Source organism: Streptacidiphilus anmyonensis (assembly GCF_000787855.1).
GTDB lineage: Bacteria > Actinomycetota > Actinomycetes > Streptomycetales > Streptomycetaceae > Streptacidiphilus > Streptacidiphilus anmyonensis.
Genome location: NZ_BBPQ01000004.1, coordinates 155,471 through 175,445, shown reverse-complemented (window position 1 = coordinate 175,445; position 19,975 = coordinate 155,471). Strand labels below are relative to the sequence as shown.

General features: G+C 73.7%; 13 protein-coding genes. 8 read left to right on the top strand and 5 right to left on the bottom strand.

Annotation, left to right across the window (positions count from 1 at the left end):
- The first annotated feature begins 135 nt into the window (after nt 1–135).
- The 3 genes from pdhA to TR50_RS07005 are packed head-to-tail and all read left to right on the top strand — an operon-like array spanning nt 136 to nt 3,601.
- Complete coding sequence (gene pdhA, locus TR50_RS07015) at nt 136–1,272, top strand: pyruvate dehydrogenase (acetyl-transferring) E1 component subunit alpha (RefSeq protein WP_042415996.1); 1,137 nt, start codon at nt 136–138, stop codon at nt 1,270–1,272.
- Nucleotides 1,269–2,279: an alpha-ketoacid dehydrogenase subunit beta gene (locus TR50_RS07010; RefSeq protein WP_042415993.1), complete on the top strand. Its 1,011-nt coding sequence runs from the start codon at nt 1,269–1,271 to the stop codon at nt 2,277–2,279. Before pdhA ends, TR50_RS07010 begins: the two co-directional genes overlap by 4 nt.
- A gap of 5 nt (nt 2,280–2,284) precedes the next feature.
- Nucleotides 2,285–3,601, top strand: a complete 1,317-nt coding sequence (locus TR50_RS07005) for a dihydrolipoamide acetyltransferase family protein (RefSeq protein WP_042416305.1) — start codon at nt 2,285–2,287, stop codon at nt 3,599–3,601.
- A 126-nt stretch (nt 3,602–3,727) separates the two neighbouring features.
- Here TR50_RS07005 and TR50_RS07000 read toward each other — a convergent pair whose 3' ends face one another.
- From TR50_RS07000 to TR50_RS06985, 4 genes are all read right to left on the bottom strand, one after another.
- Complete coding sequence (locus TR50_RS07000; protein ID WP_052440809.1) at nt 3,728–4,225, bottom strand: GNAT family N-acetyltransferase; 498 nt, start codon at nt 4,223–4,225, stop codon at nt 3,728–3,730.
- A 68-nt stretch (nt 4,226–4,293) separates the two neighbouring features.
- Nucleotides 4,294–6,000 (bottom strand): AMP-binding protein, encoded by a 1,707-nt coding sequence (locus tag TR50_RS06995; protein ID WP_052440808.1) that lies wholly within the window; start codon nt 5,998–6,000, stop codon nt 4,294–4,296.
- Nucleotides 6,001–6,125: 125 nt separating this feature from the next.
- Nucleotides 6,126–6,455 carry a rhodanese-like domain-containing protein gene (locus TR50_RS06990; protein WP_084699834.1) on the bottom strand — a complete coding sequence of 110 codons (330 nt, stop codon included), beginning with the start codon at nt 6,453–6,455 and terminating at the stop codon, nt 6,126–6,128.
- Between the two features lie 25 nt (nt 6,456–6,480).
- Nucleotides 6,481–7,296, bottom strand: a complete 816-nt coding sequence (locus TR50_RS06985; protein ID WP_052440807.1) for a hypothetical protein — start codon at nt 7,294–7,296, stop codon at nt 6,481–6,483.
- Between the two features lie 215 nt (nt 7,297–7,511).
- Between TR50_RS06985 and TR50_RS06980 the strand changes: the two genes are divergently transcribed.
- The 5 genes from TR50_RS06980 (at nt 7,512) to TR50_RS06960 (ending at nt 15,630) form a co-directional block, all read left to right on the top strand.
- The gene (locus TR50_RS06980; RefSeq protein ID WP_063775020.1) at nt 7,512–10,391 is read left to right on the top strand and encodes an ATP-binding SpoIIE family protein phosphatase; all 2,880 of its coding nucleotides are present in this window, start codon (nt 7,512–7,514) and stop codon (nt 10,389–10,391) included.
- Nucleotides 10,392–10,433: 42 nt separating this feature from the next.
- Entirely contained in the window at nt 10,434–10,874 is a 441-nt protein-coding gene (locus TR50_RS06975; RefSeq protein WP_042415990.1) for a MarR family winged helix-turn-helix transcriptional regulator, read from the top strand.
- A gap of 122 nt (nt 10,875–10,996) precedes the next feature.
- Nucleotides 10,997–13,108 carry an MMPL family transporter gene (locus TR50_RS06970; protein ID WP_042415988.1) on the top strand — a complete coding sequence of 704 codons (2,112 nt, stop codon included), beginning with the start codon at nt 10,997–10,999 and terminating at the stop codon, nt 13,106–13,108.
- Nucleotides 13,109–13,175: 67 nt separating this feature from the next.
- Nucleotides 13,176–13,976: a polyphosphate kinase 2 gene (gene ppk2 / locus TR50_RS06965; protein ID WP_042415986.1), complete on the top strand. Its 801-nt coding sequence runs from the start codon at nt 13,176–13,178 to the stop codon at nt 13,974–13,976.
- A gap of 79 nt (nt 13,977–14,055) precedes the next feature.
- Nucleotides 14,056–15,630 (top strand): FG-GAP repeat domain-containing protein, encoded by a 1,575-nt coding sequence (locus TR50_RS06960; protein WP_152648288.1) that lies wholly within the window; start codon nt 14,056–14,058, stop codon nt 15,628–15,630.
- A gap of 73 nt (nt 15,631–15,703) precedes the next feature.
- Here TR50_RS06960 and TR50_RS06955 read toward each other — a convergent pair whose 3' ends face one another.
- Nucleotides 15,704–19,933 (bottom strand): choice-of-anchor D domain-containing protein, encoded by a 4,230-nt coding sequence (locus TR50_RS06955; RefSeq protein WP_052440805.1) that lies wholly within the window; start codon nt 19,931–19,933, stop codon nt 15,704–15,706.
- Nucleotides 19,934–19,975: the final 42 nt, after the last annotated feature.

Sequence of the window (19,975 nt, the reverse complement as noted above, 5' to 3'; positions counted from 1 at the left end):
TGTCCACCACTGCGCCGCAAGAGTAGTCAGTTCGATCTCTCGACCGAACAATCGGTAGGGAGAGCGACCGCTCCCACCGCCTCACCGTGCCCCTGCATCTCCCCACCCTCACCCCACCCACTCGGAGGTGCCGAGATGACCCTTCTCGACCAACCCGCGGGCTCCTCGGCCTCCGTCTGGCCGCCGAACGCCCACGGCCCGCGCCGCGACCCGGCGCCGCTGCTTCCGGACCCGGAGCCGTTCCGCCTGCTCGACACCCCGGCCGCCGACAAGCTCGACCCCGAGCTGCTGCGTGACCTCTACCGCCGCCTGGTGCTCGGGCGCCGCTACAACCAGCAGGCCACCACGTTGACCAAGCAGGGTCGACTCGCGGTCTACCCGGCCTCGACCGGGCAGGAGGCCTGCCAGATCGCCGCCGCGCTCGTGCTGCGCGAGGACGACTGGCTCTTCCCCAGCTACCGCGACACCCTCGCCGTCGTCTCCCGTGGCGTGCGCCCCGTCGAGGCGCTGACGCTGCTGCGCGGCAACGCGCACCACGGCTGGGACCCCAAGGCCCACCGCACCGCGCCGCTGTCCACCCCGCTCGCCACCCAGGCCCCGCACGCCGTCGGGCTCGCCCACGCCGCCCGCCTCCGCGGCGACGACGTGGTCGCGCTGACGCTGGTCGGCGACGGCGGCACCAGCGAGGGCGACTTCCACGAGGCCCTGAACTTCGCCGGGGTGCTGAACGCGCCGGTGGTCTTCCTGGTGCAGAACAACGGTTACGCGATCTCCGTTCCGCTGTCGAAGCAGTCCGCGGCCCCCACGCTGGCGCACAAGGCCGTCGGCTACGGCATCTCCGGCCGCCTCGTGGACGGCAACGACGCCGCCGCCGTGCACACCGTCCTCACCGAGGCCGTCGAGCACGCCCGCTCCGGCCGCGGCCCGGTCCTGGTCGAGGCCGTCACCTACCGCCTCGAGGCGCACACCAACGCCGACGACGCGACCCGCTACCGCACCCCCGACGAGGTCGACGCCTGGCAGGCCCGCGACCCGCTCACCGTCCTGGAGCGCCACCTGCGCGACCGCGACCTGATCGACGACGCGGGCGTGGCGGCCGCCGCCGAGGCCGCCGAGGAGCTCGCGGCGGAGATGCGCGCCGAGTTCCACAGCGAGCCGGAACTGGACCCGATGTCCCTGTTCACCCACGTCTACGCCGAGCCCACCCCCCAACTGCGGGAGCAGGCCGACCTGCTGGCCGCCGAACTCGCGGCGGAGGCCGACGCACGATGAGCACCGCGACCGCACCCGCCGCCTCCGGCGCCACCACGACCCTGACGATGGCCCAGGCCCTCAACTCCGCGCTGCGCGACGCCATGCGCGAGGACCCGACCGTCCTGGTGATGGGCGAGGACGTGGGCACCCTCGGCGGCGTCTTCCGCATCACCGACGGCCTGGCCGCCGAGTTCGGCGCGGACCGCTGCCTGGACACCCCACTGGCCGAGGCCGGCATCCTCGGCTCCGCCGTCGGCATGGCCATGTACGGCCTGCGCCCCGTCGTGGAGCTGCAGTTCGACGCGTTCGCCTACCCGGCGTTCGAGCAACTCCTCTCCCACGTCGCCAAGATGCGCAACCGCACGGCCGGGCGGCTGCCGCTGCCGATCACCATCCGCATCCCCTACGGCGGCGGCATCGGCGGCGTCGAGCACCACAGCGACTCCAGCGAGGCGTACTACGCCCACACGCCGGGTCTGCACGTGCTCACCCCCGCCACCGTCGCCGACGGCTACGGCATGCTGCGTGCCGCCATCGCCTCCGACGACCCGGTCGTCTTCCTGGAGCCCAAGCGGCTGTACTGGTCCAAGGACCAGGTCACCCCAGGACCGGTCGAGCCGATCGGACGGGCCGTCGTCCGCCGCCAGGGCGCCAGCGCGACGCTGCTGACCTACGGGCCCTCCCTGCCGGTCTGCCTGGAGGCCGCCGAGGCGGCCAAGGCCGAGGGCTGGGACCTGGCCGTCGTGGACCTGCGCTCGCTGACGCCCTTCGACGACGAGACCGTGACCGCGGCCGTCCGCGCCACCGGCCGTGCGGTCGTGGTGCACGAGGCCACCGGCTTCGGCGGCCCCGGCGCGGAGATCGCCGCCCGCGTCACGGAGCGCTGCTTCCACCACCTCGCCGCGCCCGTGCTGCGCGTCACCGGCTTCGACATCCCCTACCCGCCGCCGATGCTGGAGCGCCACCACCTGCCCGGCGTCGACCGCATCCTCGACGCGGTGGCCCGACTCCAGTGGGAGCAGTGACCGCGATGGCCTCCGTGCGCGAATTCGTCCTGCCCGACCTCGGCGAGGGCCTCACCGAGGCGGAGATCGTCCGCTGGCTCGTCGCCGTCGGCGACGTCATCACCGTCGACCAGCCCGTCGCCGAGGTGGAGACCGCGAAGGCGGTCGTCGAAGTCCCGTGCCCCTACCCGGGCGTGGTGACCACCCTGGCCGGCCCCGAGGGCGCGGTCGTCCCCGTGGGCGCCCCGCTCATCACCGTCGCCACGAGCGCGGCATCCGGCGAGGAGCCGCCCACGGGCAAGGGCAAGGGCGACGCCGACAGCGGCTCGGGCAACGTCCTGGTCGGCTACGGCACCAGCCACAGCAGCGGACCGCGCCGCCGCAGGGTCGCCCACCCGGGCTCCCCCGCGACTCCGGCTGCGCCGGTCGCCCCGGTCGTCCCCGTCGCGCTGGTCGCGCCGGTCGCGCCGGTCGCGGTGAAGGCCCCGACGGGGCACGCCGTCGCGGTCATCTCGCCGCTGGTGCGGCGCTTCGCCCGCGAGCAGGGCCTGGACCTCGCCACCGTCGTCGGCACCGGCCGGGACGGTCTGATCATGCGCGCCGACGTGGAACGCGCCGTCCAGACCCGGGCGGTCCCGGTCGCACAGCCCGCAACGGCGGAGGGCGAGTTCGTCCCGCTGCGCGGCGGCGCGCGCATCGCCGCCGAGCGGTTCGCCCGCAGCCGCAGCGAGATCCCCGACGCCACCTGCTGGGTCGACGCGGACGCCACGGGCCTGCTGGAGGCGAAGGCCGCCGTCGGAGTCGGCGTCCTGCCGCTCTTCGCCCGCGTCTGCGTCGCCGCGCTGCGCCGCTTCCCCGCGCTCAACTCCAGCGTGGAGCTGGGCCCGGACGGCCACCCGACGGGCGTGCGCCGCCACCGCGCGATCCACCTCGGCTTCGCCGCGCAGAGCGAACGCGGCCTCGTCGTCCCGGTCGTCCGCGACGCGGACCGGCTCACCACGGAGGAGCTGGCGACGGAGATCGCCCGCCTCACCGAGTCCGCCCGCGCCGGCAGCCTCACCCCGGCGGAGCTGACGGGCAGCACCTTCACCCTCAACAACTACGGCGTCTTCGGCGTCGACGGCTCCACACCGATCATCAACCACCCCGAGGCCGCGATGCTCGGTGTGGGCCGGATCGCGCGCAAGCCCTGGGTCGTGGGGGAGGAGTTGGCGGTCCGCAGCGTCGTCCAGCTCTCGTTCACCTTCGACCACCGGGTGTGCGACGGCGCGACAGCGGGCGGCTTCCTCCGCTTCGTCGCCGACGCGGTGGAGTCACCCGTGGGACTCCTGCGCCACCTCTAGTCGCAACACCTCAGGGGCGCGGGAAACTGCGCGACAAGCCACCCTGTGTGGTGAATCGCCGAGCGGCCAGGGCCATCCGCACCGGGTGGTCGCTCACGCAGTTCCCCGCGCCCCTGAAGGTTCCTGTTACCGCCTCACAAAGCGGAGGAGGCCCTCGGTCTCGCCGTCACGGGTGAAGCCCGCGCGCTGGAGGACCGCCTGGGAGGCGACGTTGTCCGGCTCGGTGTGGGCCACCACGAACTCGACGCCGGGCTGGGTGAGCGCGAACGCGGTGACCAGCCGTGCGGCCTCGGTGGCGAGACCGCGGCCCCGGGCCGGAGGCACGAGGTCGTAGCCGATCTCGCAACTGCCGCCGCGGGGCGCCCCGTGGAAGCCGACACCGCCGACCGCGACGCCCTCGGCGCGCAGCACGATCGCGTACGCGCCCCACGCCTCCTGGTAGACACCCGCCTCGTGGGCCTTGAGCAGGCCGCCGCAGGCGTCCACGGTGCCTTCGTACGGAGCGCCGCCCAGCCAGTCGAGGCCGCCGCTTCCGCCCGCGCGCAGAGCCGCGGCGACGGTCGGGGTGATGGGACGCAGTTCGATCCGCTCCGTCTGGAGCAGCTCACCGATTCCGTCGGTCATGTGGGCCCTTCGTAGCCAGTCCGTCTCGCGGCGGGGTCACCCGTCCGGGACAACATCTTCGCTGAGACTCACGGCGGCGGCACCTGGTTTCGACCGATCAAGGCGGCCCGGCCGTGCTCGGCGAAGAGCGCCGCGAGCTTCTCCCGGTCCTCCGCGGTGAGCACGCGATAGCTCAGCTCACCGCCCGTCGACCGCCGGTAGGGCCGCCACAGCACGGTGTCGTCGCCGACCGCGTCCCAACGCTCCTCCCGCAGACCCGTCTTGGCCGTCTTGTGGGTGGCCGTGACCGGCATCCGCGGGACGAGGCGGACGAAGCGCGGCGGCATCTTGGTCCCGAGGTCGGGCTGAACGGACAGGAACCGCCCGAGGTCGGCGGCGATCCCGTCCACGTCCGTGCCCGCGGCGTCGGGCCGGGGTTCGACGGCGGCCATCACCTGGTCGCCCGCGACCGGGTCGGGAACGGCGTAGACGGCGACCGCCGCGGCCGCCTCCCAGCGGGCGAGGATGTTCTCGATGTCGGCGACGGCCAGGTTCTCACTGTCCACGCGGAGCCAGTCCGCGCTGCGGCCGGCGAAGTGGAACCAGCCGTCGGCGTCGCGGTGGAAGAGGTCGCCGGTCCAGTACCAGCCGTTCCGCAGGCGGGCCGCGCCCGCCTCCTCGTTGCGCCAGTAGCCCTCGAACCCGGCGCGGGCCGTCCGGTTGACCAGCTCCCCGATCGCCTCGTCGCCGTTGAGGAGCCGCCCGGCCGCGTCGAAGCGGGAACGCGGGCGTTCCTCCCCGGTCCGCGGGTCGACGACCGCGAGGTCGTCGTGGGGCCCGGAGCCCCGGCGTCCGACCGCGCCGGGCGGCGCGGCCGGGTCCTGCCGGAGGTTGCAGCCGCCTTCGGAGGACCCGTAGCCCTCGACCAGACGGCAGCCGAAACGGCGCTCGAAGCGGGCGGCGTCCACCGCCCCGGCCTCCGTCCCGAAGCCCAGCCGCAGCGGGTTGGCCGCGTCGTCGGGGCGCGGTTCGGTGGCCAGCACGTAGGAGACGGCACGGCCGACGTAGGTGAAGTAGCCGGCGCCGAACGCGCGGACGTCGCCGAGGAAGCGCGTCGCGGAGAAGCGGCGGCGCAGCGCGATCGTGCCGCCCGCGAGGAGCAGCGGGGCCCACAGGCCCATCAGCGCGTTGCCGTGGAAGAGCGGCATGCAGGCGTAGCCGGTGTCCGCCTCGGTCAGGCCGTACTGGGCCCGGAGCTTCTCGCCGGCCCGGGCGATCCGGCCCTGGCTGCAGACGACCGCCTTCGGCGCTCCGGTCGAGCCGGAGGTGAAGGTCAGCAGCAGCCGGGTCTCCGGCGCGGGCAGCCGGGCGGGCGGATCGGCGTCGGCGAACGGCGCGAGCGCCTCGTCGTGACCGGGGGAGTCCACGACCAGGACGGGGATGCCGAGGCCGAGGTCCGCGACGAGCGGCAGCAGCCGGGTCTCGGTCACCAGCAGGGCGCAGTCGGTGTGCGTCAGATCCCGCCGCAGGTCGGGGCCGCGCCGGGTCGGGTTGACGCCGACGACCGTCGCCCCGGCGAGCACCGCCGCCTCCAGCCACCACAGGTAGGCGGGGGTGTTCTCCAGCAGCAGCCCGACGTGCGGGTACGCGGCCGCGGCGAGGTGCTCGCCCAGGTACGCGGCCCGTGCGCGGACGGCGCGCAGCGTCTCGTCCCCGCTGTCCGCGAAGCCCTCCCCGACCAGCGCGTTCCGTTCCCGGCCCCGCTGGGCGAGGACGGCTTCCACGAGTGCGTTCACGGCGGCACCCCCAAGGTTTCTGACGCTTCGTCAGGCAACCTGTTGATACCGCCTCGCGAGCCGCCCCTTCAAGAGGGCGGGGAGGGAGCAGGGAAGGAGCAGGGACGGGCCCGAAAAGGGGTCGGTCAGGCGACGAAGGCCTGGCCGCTGTCGCTGACCAGCTCGCGGCCCGACGCCTCCCAGGCCAGCATGCCGCCGTCCACGTTCACGGCGCTCCGGCCCTGGGCGACCAGGTACTGGACGACCTGCGCCGAGCGGCCGCCCACCCGGCAGACCACGTACAGCGGCTCCGCCTCCGGAAGCTCGCCGATGCGGGCGACGAACTGGCTCATCGGGATGTGGACGGCGTCCGACGCGTGACCCGCGTCCCACTCGTCCTGCTCACGCACGTCCAGCAGGACGGCGTCGGCCGGGACCGCGGAGATGTCGACGGTGGGGACGGTGGGCTGGAACACGAGGATCTCCTCAGAAACAAACGGACTACGACAACAGTGTCTCAAGCTCGGACTGCCGCTCGGCGACGCTGGCCAGCAGCTGCTCGGCGAGGACCTCCAGCAGGGCGTCGGGGTCGTCGGGGTGCAGCATCAGCAGCTGGCCCATCGGGCTGTCCGCCAGCTCCGCCCGCGCCGCCTCCAGCCGGTGCAGTCGGCTCTCCAGCCACTCCAGGCGCCGACGCAGCCAGGCGACGCGCTCGGGGGTGCCGGCGGCGGGCTGGAAGGCGGCCGGGTCGCCGTCGGCCCACTCCTGGGCCAGCTGCTCCAGGGCCAGGACGTCGCCACGGGCGTAGGCCTCGTTGACGCGGGCGATGAACTCGCCGCGACGCTGGACCTCCTCCGGGTCCTGGGCAAGGTCCGGATGCGCGCGACGCGCGAGCTCGCGGAAGAGGCGCTGGGCCTCCCGGTCGGGGCGGATCCGCTCCGGCGCCTCGATCGACACCGGCGGCACCGCGCCCTCCCCGGCCGCGTCGCCCTCGTCGAAGAAGGCGGCGAGGTCGGGCATGGGCTCCAGCACGCTGCGCGCCTCGTAGGCGCGGCGCAGATCCTCCGGGCTGCCGGTGCGCGCGGCGCGCGCCTCGGCGATCAGCGCGTCCAGCTCGTCCAGGCGCACGTACATCGGACCGAGCCGCTGGTGGTGCACCAGGGCGAAGTTGTCCAGCTCCACCCGGAGCGTCTCCACGCCGACCTCGGCGTCGACCCACTCGGCCTCGGCATGGGCGACGCGGGCCTCCAGTTCGGGCTCCTCCGGGTCCGCCCACCGGACCGGCGGCACCGGCTCTCCGACACGGTCGGTAGTCATCTGGAACCTCACTACTCGTTCTTCGACGCGCGTGTCCGTTCGGCCACCCTACTGTCCCCGCTGCGGGCACAAAGGGCGCACACTAGGGCGTGCGCAGGTGTACGCGCTACGGAACACGGCAAATGTTCTTCAATATCGGGTTAGACCCGCAGGTTTCGTGCTTGCCTGGGGTACCCGAACTGTATGGAGCCGCGGAGCCGCTGAGAGAGGGTGAGATGACGGAGGAGTCCTTCGCAGCGTCCGAGGCCGCGGCGCGTCGCCCCGCGCCGAGCGCGCCCGAGGTGGTCGCCCTGGCGCGGCTCGCCGCGCTGGTGGTCGACTCCGACGGGCGGCTCACCCACTGGAACCTCGGCGCCGAGGAGCTCTTCGGCCACCGCCGCAACGACGTGCTGGACCGCACCACCACCGGCTTGCTGCCGCTCGCCGGCAAGCCCTCGGGCGACGCCCTGGACCACCTCGACGACCTGGTCGACTTCGCCCCCGGCTGGGCCGGTGAGCTGACCGTCACCGACCGTGACGGCCGCCGGGTGGAGGTCTGCTGCTGGGCCTGGCGCACCGTCGAGCCGAGCGGCCGGGGCATGCTGGTGCTGGCCGCCGACGCGCACCGGCTGAGCGGCTCGGGCCTGCGCATCGCCCTGGGCGAGCAGCAGCTGACCTTCGCCGCGGACCTGCCCGGCGGCGGCGCCGTGGCCGGTGCGGCGCGTGTGCAACCGGTGCTGGCCCCGTGCGGGAGTCGTGGGGAGCGCGAACGCGCGGCCAGGCGCCTGGCGCAGATGCTCCCCCGGATCGCCGCGGACCGCCGCCGAGCGCTGCTGACCCAGCTCGTCGCCGCAGGCACGCCCGCTCTGCGGCTCGACGCGATGGTGCTGCCGGTCGCGCCGGTGCCCGACAGCGAGCCGCCCGCCGGCGCCCGGACGGGCGCCCAGAAGTCCGGCCACACGACGACGTCCCGCACCGTCGCGGCCCGGGCCTCCGCGACCACTGCCGCGACCACCGCCGCGACCGCCGCCGGCGCCCCGGCCCGCGCCCAGGCGACCACAGCCGGGTCGACGTCCGGGTCGACATCCGCGTCCGCATCGACGTCCGCATCGACGTCCACGGACGCCGAGCGCGCCGACGCGACGACCGCCGAGCCCGGCCGGGGCGGCGGCCGGCGGACGCCGGGACGGCTGGCCACCGAGCAGCCCGAGCACGGCGGCCGGGCCGCCGTGCCGTCCCAGGCCCGCTCCCGGGCGGTCGAGGAGGTCGAGGAGCTCGAGGGGGAGGTCGGCGGGCAGCCGTCCGCCCCGCGCCGTGCCGCCGCCGACGACGGGCCGTTCAGCGGGCCGCCCACCCGGGCCAGCGTCAGCCTCGGCCCCGGCGCCGCCGCGGTCGGGGAGGAGCTGGACGCCGATCCGGTCAACCCGCAGCTGCTGCTGCTCAGCGACGTGGGCGCGCGCATCGGCACCACGCTCGACCTGGACCGCACCGTGCACGAGGTCTGCGACGTCGTCATCCCCGGCATCGCCGACTTCGCCTGCGTCGAGCTGCGGGACCGCCTGATCACCGACAGCGAGCCGCCGCGCGAGCGCCCGGACGACGAGACGCAGCTGCGCCGCGTCGCCTGCTCCTTCGGCCAGAGCACGCTGCCGTGGAAGCACCTGGTCACCGAGGGGTCGCTGGTCACCCTCGCCGGTGAGACGCCGTCCGGGTACGCGTTGCAGGGCGGCCGTCCGGTGCTGGTCCCCCGGCTCGATCCGGCGACCGCCGAGGCCTGCGCGCTCGGGCGCGGCGGCCCGGGGCTGACCTCGCTCTTCGAGGGCCGCTCGATGCTGACGCTGCCGCTGACCGCGCGCGGCACCGTGCTCGGCGTGCTGACCCTGCTGCGCGACGCGCACCGTCCCGCCTTCGACGAGGCCGACGCCTCCTACCTGCGCGAGCTCGCCGCACGCGCCGCGCTGTCGATCGACAACGCGCGACTGCACCGGATGGAGGCGCGCACCGCGATCACGCTCCAGCGCTCGATGCTGCCGAGCCGCCCGCCGCGCGTCCCCGGGGTCCAGGTCGCCCACCGCTACCTGCCCGGCGACCGCCGCGCCGAGGTCGGCGGCGACTGGTTCGACGCGGTCCAACTGCCCGGCAGTCGGGTGGCGCTGGTGGTCGGCGACGTGATGGGCCACGGTCTGCACTCCGCCGTCGCGATGGGACGCTTCCGCACCGCGATGCAGACGCTGGCCGCCCTGGACCTGCCGCCCGGTCAGATCCTGCGCCACCTGGACAACCTGTCGCAGCGTCTGGGCGACGACCACCTCGCCACCTGCCTGTACGCGGTCTACGACCCGATCGCCCGCACCTGCACGATCGCCTCGGCCGGCCACGTGCCGCCGGTGCTGGTCCATCCGGACGGCCGCGGCGAGCTGCTGGAGATCCCCTCCGGCGCGCCGATCGGCGTCGGCGGCGTGCCCTTCGCCTCCAAGGAGGTCAAGGTGACGGACGGTTCGATGCTGGTGCTGTGCACCGACGGCCTGGTGGAGATGCGCGGCGGCGACATAGGGGACGGCCTGGCCGCCCTGTGCGGCGACATCGTGGACCCGCGCCGCAGCCCCGAAGAGGTCTGCGACACCGTGCTGGAGCGCCTGCACACCGAGGACCGCGGCGACGACCTGGCACTGCTGATCGCCCGGTTCGACGGCATCCCGCCGCAGGACGTCATCTCTTGGTCGCTCGCGCTGGACGCGAGCGAGGTGCGCCGGGCCCGTAGTCTGGTGCACGACCAACTGACCCGCTGGGGCCTCGCAGAGCTGTCGGAACTGACCGAACTACTGGTCAGCGAGCTGGTGACGAACGCGCTGCGCGTGGCCAAGGGCAGTGTCGAGCTGCAGCTGATGCGGGTCGGCAAGCTGCTGGTCGAGGTCAGCGACGACGACCACAACCTGCCGTCGCTGGAGCCCTCGGAGCTGTTGGACGAGGAGGGCCGCGGCCTCGGCCTGGTCAGCCAGCTCGCGTCGCGCTGGGGCACCAGCCGCAAGGCGGTCGGCAAGGTGGTCTGGTTCGAGCTGCCGCTGCCGGTGCAGCAGCCCGTGCCGCCGCTGCCGCCGCTGCCCGGGCGGTCGTAGTGGGGGCTCGCGCAAGGCCGAGCTTGGTTGTATAGTGCAACCATGCCCACCACCTCCGCGCGTACGCGCATGGACAGCATCGACTCCATCCAGCGCGAACTGACCGCCTTCTCGCGCCGCGCCCGCGCCATGGCCTCGCAGATCCACCCGGGGCTGACGCTGGTCAGCTACGCGATCCTGGACCACCTGCGGGACGTCGGCGGCTGTCGCGGCACCGATCTGGCCACCCACTTCCTGCTGGACAAGTCCACCGTCAGCCGCCAGGTCGCCACCCTGGAGAAGCTCGGCCTGGTCGAGCGCAGCCCCGACCCGGAGGACCAGCGCGGCCAGATCATCCACCCCTCCGAGACCGGCGCCGAACTGCTGCGCAAGGCGGCCGAGCAGCGCCGCCAGGCCTTCCTGAACCGCCTGGCGCACTGGTCCGACGACGACGTCGCGGTCTTCGCCGACCTCCTCGAGCGCTACAACGCCGAGCCGCGCTGAGCCGACAACGGCGTGAACATCGGCCGCACGCTGACCTGGAACGCTTGACAGCCCCCGACGCCCGCACACATCGTGGACGCAACAGTCGCGATGTATCGCGTTAAGTTGGGGGATGCACACAGATGAACCAAGCCCGGCGGCTCGCCGCCCTTCCTGCCGGCCGCAGAACCAAGTGGGTCGTCCTGGCGCTCTGGGTGGTGGCCCTGGTGGCTCTCGGCCCGCTCGCCGGGAAGCTCACCAGCGCTGAGAACAACCAGACGTCCAGCTGGCTGCCCGGCAGCGCGGAGTCGACCAAGGTCGTGAACCTCGAAGGCCGGTTCGTGTCCAGCACGTCGACGCCGACCATCGTCGTCTACACCCGCGACAGCGGGATCACCCCGGCCGACGTCCAGAAGGCCACCGCCGACACCACCGCCTTCGCCAGGATCGCCCACGTGCTCGGCCCCGTCCAGCCGCCGCGCACCTCGGCCGACGGCAAGGCGCTGCAGACCACCGTCATGATCGACCTGTCCAAGGACGGCTGGAACAACCTCGGCCCGGCCGTCGACAGCATGCGCACCGTCGCGACGACCGGCGACCCGGGCCTGACCGCCCATGTCGGCGGCCCCGGCGGCTACGGCGCCGACCAGAGCAAGGCCTTCGCCGGCATCGACGGCACGCTGCTGTACTCCACACTCGGCGTCGTCATCGTGCTGCTGCTGCTCACCTACCGCAGCCCGACCCTGTGGCTGCTGCCGCTGCTCTCCTCCGGCCTGGCCCTCACCGCCGCGCAGGGCGTCATCTACCTGCTGGCCAAGGACGCCGGACTGACCGTCAACGGACAGAGCCAGGGCATCCTCACGGTGCTCGTCATCGGCGCCGGCACCGACTACGCCCTGCTGCTGGTCGCCCGCTACCGCGAGGAGCTGCGCCGCCACGAGGACCGCCACGAGGCCATGGCCGAGGCCCTGCACCGCGCGGGCCCCGCGATCCTCGCCTCCGCCGCGACGGTGGCCGTCTCCATGCTCTGCCTGATGGTCGCCGAGATGAACTCCACCAGCGGCCTCGGTCCCGTCTGCGCCATCGGCGTCGGCGTCGCCCTGCTCGCCATGATCACGCTGCTGCCCGCGCTGCTGGTCATCTGCGGCCGCTGGGTCTTCTGGCCGGTCCGCCCGGCGTTCGGCTCCGCCGAGCCGACCGAGACGGGCGTGTGGGCCAGGATCGGCACCGGGATCTCGCACCGCCCGCGGATCGTCTGGGTCGGCACGGCGCTCGCGCTGGGCGCGCTGGCGCTGGGCATGCTCGGTCTCAAGGCCGACGGCCTCTCCACGGCCGGCTCCTTCAGCAACACCCCCGACTCGGTCGCCGCGCAGACGGTCATCGACGCCCACTACCCGGCCGGCACCGGCTCCCCGCTCCAGGTCATCGCGAACGCCTCCGCCGGCGACCAGGTCTCGGCCGCCCTCAGCCGTCTCGACGGCCACGGCCTGACCGGCGTCACCCCGCCGGTGAGCCGCAACGGCCTGTCCTACGTCACCGCCACGCTCACCAACGCCCCCGACACCAAGGCCGCGGAGAACACCGTCGACGCCGCCCGCGCCGCGGTCCACGCGGTACCGGGCGCGAACGCCTACGTCGGCGGCGACACCGCCGTGCGCCTGGACGTCCAGCGGGCCTCGAACCACGACAACCAGGTGATCATCCCGCTGGTGCTGGTCGTCGTCCTGGTCATCCTCGGCCTGCTGCTGCGGGCGGTCGTGGCGCCGATCGTGCTGATCCTGACCGTGGTGCTGTCCTTCGCGGCGGCGCTCGGGATCTCCTCGCTGGCCTTCACCCACCTGTTCGGCTTCGAGGGCGAGGACAACGCGTTCCCGCTGTTCGTCTTCGTCTTCCTGGTGGCTCTGGGGATCGACTACAACATCTTCCTGATGACCCGGGTGCGCGAGGAGTCCGACCGGCGCGGCACCCGCGGCGGCGCGCTGGCGGGCCTGGCAGCCACCGGCGGCGTCATCACCTCCGCGGGCCTGATCCTCGCCAGCACCTTCGGCGTCCTCGGCACCCTCCCGATCGTCGGCTTCGCCGAGATCGGCTTCGCGGTCTGCGTGGGCGTCCTGCTGGACACCTTCGTGGTCCGCTCCATCCTGGTCACGGCCCTGGCCATGGACCTGGAGCACCGCCTGTGGTGGCCCTCGGCCCTCTCCCGCAAGCGGCAGCCGCTGAGCGCGGAACCGCGCGAGCAGGTGGCGGCCCGCTGAACCGTCGGGGCGCGGGGGACTGGCTTGTCGCGCCGTTCTCCGCGCCCCTTGTGGTTACCCTCCTGCAATGGCTGACAAGTTGCCCAAGAAGGTCTACGAGCAAGAACTCTTCCGCCTCCAGGCCGAGCTGGTCACCCTTCAGGAGTGGGTGAAGGCCACCGGCGCGCGGGTGGTCGTCGTCTTCGAGGGCCGCGACGCCGCCGGCAAGGGCGGAGCGATCAAGCGGGTGACGCAGTACCTGAACCCGCGCGTCGCCCGGATCGCGGCGCTCCCCGCGCCGACGGAACGCGAGCGGACGCAGTGGTACTTCCAGCGCTACATCGCCCACCTGCCCGCCGCCGGCGAGATCGTCCTGTTCGACCGCAGCTGGTACAACCGCGCCGGCGTCGAGCGGGTCATGGGGTTCTGCACCCAGGACGAGTACCACCGGTTCCTGCACCAGTGCCCGATCTTCGAGCGGATGCTGGTCGAGGACGGGATCATCCTGCTCAAGTACTGGTTCTCGGTCAGCGACCGCGAGCAGGAACGCCGGTTCCGGGCCCGCCGGGACGACCCCATGCGGCGCTGGAAGCTCTCCCCGATGGACCTGGAGTCCATCACGCGCTGGGAGGACTACTCCCGGGCCAAGGACGAGATGTTCGTCCACACCGACATCCCCGAGGCCCCCTGGAACGTCGTCGAGAGCGAGGACAAGAAGCGGGCCCGGATCAACATGATCGCCCACCTGCTCTCCGCGGTCCCCTACGTCGAGCAGCGGGCCCGCAAGATCAAGTTCCCCGACCGTCCCGCCCCGACCGGCTACGTCCGCCCTCCGCGCGACGAACAGCAGTACGTCCCGGACCACGCGGCGACGCTGCCGGGAAAGTGAGCTGAACCCCGTCGGTCGTCGGTGTACAGTCCCCCCGCCCGCATCGCGCGTGGCCTTCCGACTCAGTCCTGGGGGGACTGTGACCATTCGTTCCACTTTCGGGCGGCGTGCCCTCCGTCGCCTCGCCATCCTCGCGACGGGCGCCGCCCTCGCCCTCACCGCCCTGCCCGGTTCCGCCTCGGCAGCGGGTGCCAGCTGGTCGGAGGCCAGCATGCTCACCGTCTCGGGCTACGGCAACGGCTTCTACTCCGTCGGCTCCATGGGCGACCTCATCGTCGAGGACGGCGGAGCGTCCAGGCACGCCCAGTACCGGCAACTGCTGGACATCGGCAACATCAGCGGCGGGCAGGGCGAGGACTACCTCGCCGTCACCGCCTCCGGACAGCTGCGGCTGTTCCCGTCCACCTACGCACGGCCCAGCGACAAGTACATCCTGATCGGCTCGGGCTGGCAGACGTACAGCCAGATCTTCGTCGCCGGCGACCTCAACGGCGACGGCCGGGCCGATCTGATGGCCCGCGATCACCAGGGTCGGCTCTGGTACTACGCCAGCCAGACGAGCCTGACCTCCCCGTTCCGTCCCCGGGTACTCGTCGGCACCGGCGGCTGGAACGGGTACGACCAGCTGATCGGGGCCGCGAACTTCGACACTGGCTCCAACGCGACCGTGCTCGCCCGCGACCTCCAGGGCCGCCTGTGGGCCTACGACGGGCACAGCGACGGCTCGCTGTCCGGGCGTCGGCTCGTGGGCTCCGGGTTCGGCGGCTACAACCAGCTGCTCGGACTGGACTGGAACAAGGACGGCCACGGCGACGTCGTCGGCCGCACCGAGTCCGGCGATCTGTACCTGCACGCGGGCAACGGCGCTGGCGGCCTGGCCCAACCGGTCAAGGTCGACTCCGGGTGGTCCCGCACCAACGCGCTCGCCGACGAGGGGCACCAGCCCGACTTCGGCAAGGGCGAGATCATGGCCCGCCACTCCAACGGCACCTTCTGCTGGTACGAGGGCAACGAGAACGGCACCCTCGCGTCCGGTCAGTGCGGCAACGACGTGGGGTCGTACACGATCCTGTCCGCGACCGTCTCCCCGGACGACACCGGCATGGTCGGCCTGGTGGGCGTCGACCCGACCGGTCACCTGACGGGTATCGGGGCCACCGGCAACTTCCCGCAGAGCTGGTACAACGTCGTCATCGGCCCGGGCGACCTCAACGGTGACGGCAAGTCGGACCTGGTCGCCCGCGACCGATCGGGGCGGCTCTGGTTCATCCCCGGCAACGGCGGGACCTCCGTCGACGAACGGCCGGTCCTGATCGGCGGCGGCTGGAACCAGTACCGCTGGATCGTCGGCGCGGGCGACCTCAACGGCGACGGCATCGCGGACCTGGTCGCCGTCACGCCTGGCGGCGTCATGTACCTCTACCCGGGCCTCGGCAACGGGAAGTTCGGCACTCGCGTCGAGGTCGGCTACGGCTGGGAGCACTACACGCACCTCGTCGCCCCGGGCGACCTGACCGGCGACGGCAAGGCGGACCTGGCCGCAGTGGACTCCTCTGGTCGGCTCTGGCTCTACCCGGGCATCGGCAACGGCATGTTCGGCGCCAAGACGCTCATCGGCACGTCGGGCTGGGGCCAGTTCCACGACCTGTCCTGACGCTCCGCCGTCACCCGGATCACAGGCAGGGCCCCCGTCCGCAGCGCGGACGGGGGCCCTGGTCGTGCGTCGGTCAGGAGAAGTAGCCCAGCACCTGCACGTGCAGGGCAGTCGGCGCCGAACCGTTGTTGCGCACGGCGATCCGGCCCGAGGAGTCCAGCGGGACCAACGCCAGGTCGCCGCACAGGTGGCCGGGGACGCTCCAGAAGAACGCCGTCGTGGCCGGGCGGACGCCGTTCGCGGGCCAGGCGGTGAGGGAGCCTCCGGCGGCGCTGCCGTCCGCGTCGAGGTCGACCAGGACCGCCCTCGCGCCCGCGGGCACGCCCGCGCCCGAGACCGCCATCGTGACGGTGCCCCCCGCGGCGAGCCTGCCGGTGCCGGTCTGGCCGACGCCGGCGGCGGTGTCCAGCAGCAGCTTCGGCGTCGTGGACACGAAGCCCGACGCGGGCGCGACCACGCCGCCGGCCGGGCCGTACCAGCCGACGACGACCGCGGTCAGCGCGACGCTGCCGCCGCCCCAGTTGTACAGCGAGATGCCGCCGTTCGCGCCGACCGGAACGGTCAGCAGGTCCGACATCAGGTCGCCGCCCTGCTTCACGTACACGTTGCCGAAGCCGGGACGCGCCCCGCCCTGCGGGTACGCGGTGACCGAGGCGTCCGCCGACGCCCGCGAGGCGGTCAGGTTGACCACCACCGAGCGCGCCGTGGCGGGAACCCCGCCGACCCCGGCCACCTTGACGTTCAGCGTGCCGTGCGGGGCCAGCGCCGCCGTGCCGTGCTGGCCGACGGCGCGGGCAGTGTCCAGGTCGAAGACCGGCGGGACCGGGGTGAAGCCGCTCCCGGCGCCCGGCATGGTGTAGCCGAGCACGTACAGCGCCGCGTGCACGCTGCCGCGGCTGGAGTTCACCACGTCGATCCGGCCGCCCGTGCCCAGCGGCACCACCGCCGTACGGGCCACGTTCTGCCCGGTCGCGTTCCAGCTGAGCACGCCGTGGGCCGGAGCGGTGCCGCCGTGCGGAAGCACCGTCAGCGAGCCGCTCGAGGTGCTCGGGGACGCCGCCTGGACCTCCACCAACACCGAGCTCGCGCCCGCCGGCACCCCGAACGCGCCGCCCACGACGACACTCGCGGTCGCGCCGGCGGCCAGCGGCGTGGTGCCGGGACGGCCGGCGCCCGCCCAGGTGGCCAGGGCCCGGCCCGGCGTCACCGGCACGTAGCCGGCGGCCGCGCCGCCGCCGACGACCACTCCGCTCACCGCGTGCACGTCGTTGAGGGCCCCGGTGCCGCCGGAGAAGCCGACGTACGCGGCGGAGGGCACGTAGCCCTGCCAGGTCAGGCGCTGCACCCCGTCCAACCAGACCGAGAGCTGACCGCCGGTCACCTGCACGTCGACCTGGTGCGTGCCCTGCCGCAACGAGTTGGGCAGCCCCGTCCAGGCGACGTAGTGCAGCGCGCCGGAGCCCGGCGTGGCCAGCGCGACCGCCAGGTCGTTGCGGCCGGCGATCGGGCCGTCGGGGGTGGTGCCGAGCTTGACCACGACCGCCGGCACACCGGCCGCGCCGACGCCCGCGCCACCGGTGCCGAGCGCCGTGGTCCGGCCCAGCGCCGGGTCGAGCAGGTCGAACGCGAGCCCGTCGCCGCCGGTGCCCTGGCCGAGCTTGGCGGTGAAGGTGGCGCGCAGCCCGTCGGTGCGCAGCGGCCTGGTCAGGTAGGCGCTGCCCGCCTGGCCGCCCACCGCGCCGGTCAACTGGATGCTGCCGTCGCCGGGCAGGCTCGCCGAGCCGTTGACGGTCCAGGCGCCGGTCTGCACGCCGGCGACGTCGGCCGTCCCCTGGCCGACCCCGGTCAGCTGCTCGTACATCGCGCCCTGCGGCGCGCCCGCGGCGTCGACGCCGTCGCCGGTGATCTCGTAGGCGGCCGTCAGCGTCCCGGAGCTGCGCGGGGTGAACGTCACCTGCTGGACCGCGCTCTGCCCGGGGCCGATGACCAGGCCCTCGGACAGGCCGACGGCGCTGTTGTAGTCCCCCGTCGGCGCCTTGGCCTTGGTGACGGTGACGGGGATGTTGCCGTCGTTGGTGAGGGTGAAGGACAGCGTCCTGGAGGCGCCGACGGGGACGGCGCCGAAGTTCGTGGTGGCCGTCGACAGCGCCAGGTGGCCGTGCCCGGCGACGCCGGTGCCGGTCAGCGGGACGGTGACGGTCCCGTCGGTGCTGGTCACCGCGAGGGAACCGGTGTCCTGCTGGGCCGCCTGCGGGGTGTAGACGACGGTGACCACGACCGAGCCGCCCGGCGCGATCTGCGTGCCGGCGGCCGGCAGCCCCGCGGCCTGGAACGGGCCGGTGGGCGCGGTGGCGGCGCCGACCGTCTCGGTGACGGTCCCGGTGTTGGTGAGCTGCACGTTCATGGTCAGGCTGGTGCCGGTCGGCACCTCGCCGAAGTCGAGCGAGGCGGGCGCGGCACCGAGTCCGGGCCGGGTGCCGACCCCGTGCAGCGCGAAGACCAGGTTCGAGCCGTCGGAGAGCGACACCTTGACCGCGCCGTTGGCGCCTCCCGTGGCCGTCGGCGTGTACTGCACCGGCAGGGACAGGGTCTGACCGTTCGCCACCGTGGCGGGGAAGGCGGGCGGCGTGGGGCCGATGGCGAAGGGTGCGGCGGTGCTCGCCCCAGTCACGGTGACGCCGGCCGGGACGGTCGCGGTCAGCTGGAGCGTGCCCTGCGCGGTGCCGCCGACGGCGGTGGGTCCGAAGTCGACCGGGGCGGCCGTCAGCGCGGTGGCGGCCGGGCTGCCGAACCCGTACAGGAAGCCGTCCCTGGTGCCCACGTAGACGCGGCCGGCCGCCGCGGTCGGGGTGGCGAACTTGGCGGCGTTGCCGATCGGCGCGGACCACAGCAGCTGGAGCAGGCCGTTCCCGTCCGGGGTCGCCGAGTACGCCCGCAGCGTCCCGTTCGCACCCGCGGCGTTGGACGCGGAGACGGTCCACACCACGCCGCTGCCGTCGGTGGTGCCGTCGGAGGTGACCAGCGGCGAGCCGCTGGTGTAGCCGAAGACGTCCTGGGTCTGGCCGGTCTGCGTGAGCGCCGGCAGGCCGTCGCCCCCGACGCCCAGGTGCAGCGCGCGCAGCGGTCCGTTGTTGCCGACGAGGTAGACGTAGCCGCCGTCGCCGCCGAAGAAGGCCGGGTGGCCCCACTGCCCCTGGTAGGGGCCGGAGACGCCGAGGACGTCGTCGCCGCCGCCGTTGCCCTGGGCGGTGCCGCCGAGGTGGTCGCGGTCGAGCAGGAAGACCCGCCCGTCCTTGCCCTGCTCCACCATCAGATGCGGGTGCGCGGCGGTGCCGTAGCCGTCCGGGACGGCCAACGGGGCGCCGGAGGAGATGTCCTGGTCGTTGAGGTCGAGCGTGGCGTTGTTCGTCGGGCTGAAGTAGTCGGCGGCGGTCAGCGAGCCGTCGCTGCCGACCTGGAGCCGCACGACCGACTCGGCGAGGGTGCCGGGCGGGCTGCTGCCGGGCCCGGGGCTGGGGCTGATGCCGTTTCCGGTGCTGAAGAAGATCCGGCCGGAGCCGTCGGAGACGAGGCCGCCGCCGGACTGCCACACCCCGGCCCCGCTGGTGCTGGCCCCCGCCTCGGAGGCCCACATCGAGGTGATGCTGTGGGTGGTGGTGCTGACGCCGACGACGTAGCCGCGGTAGGGCTGGACGTCGCAGTGGGCGCCGAAGCCGGCGTAGACGACGCCGTCCAGCAGCAGCAGGCCCGGACGCTGCATCTCGTGGAACGGGTCGAAGGTGCCCCCGGGCTGGTTGGTGGCCGTGCCCGCGATGGTGACCGGCCAGCCCGGCCGCTCGGCCCCGCTGGTCGCGTCGACGGCGTGCATCAGCCAGGTCGGGTGCAGGTCGGCCGCCGTGCCGTCGGCGACCTTGGTGGTGAAGTACAGGGTGCCGGTGGCCGGGTCGTAGACGGGCGTGGCCGTCGCGCCGATCGTCGGCGTCAGGTCGCCGCACCCGATCGAGGAGGCCTGGAACGGCGTCCCGTAGTGGACGTGCCAGCGCACCGCGCCGGTGGCCGCGTCGAGCCCGTAGGCGGTGTCGTTCTCGGTGAGCGCGACCACCTCGTCGCCGATCACCAGCGGCTGGGCGTAGACCTGCCCGTCGAGCTGGGTCCGGAACAACTGGCCGAAGACCGAGCTCTGCACGGCGGCCGGGGAGAGCCCCGGCTCGTTCCGGTCCCAGCTGGTCCGCAGGTTGTCGCCGCCGGCGGTCACCTGGTCGGCGCGGGCGGCGGGCGCCACGCCCGCGAGCACCGCCGCCACCAGGGAGAGAACCGCCGCGGCGACCGCCCCCCCCCGGCCCCC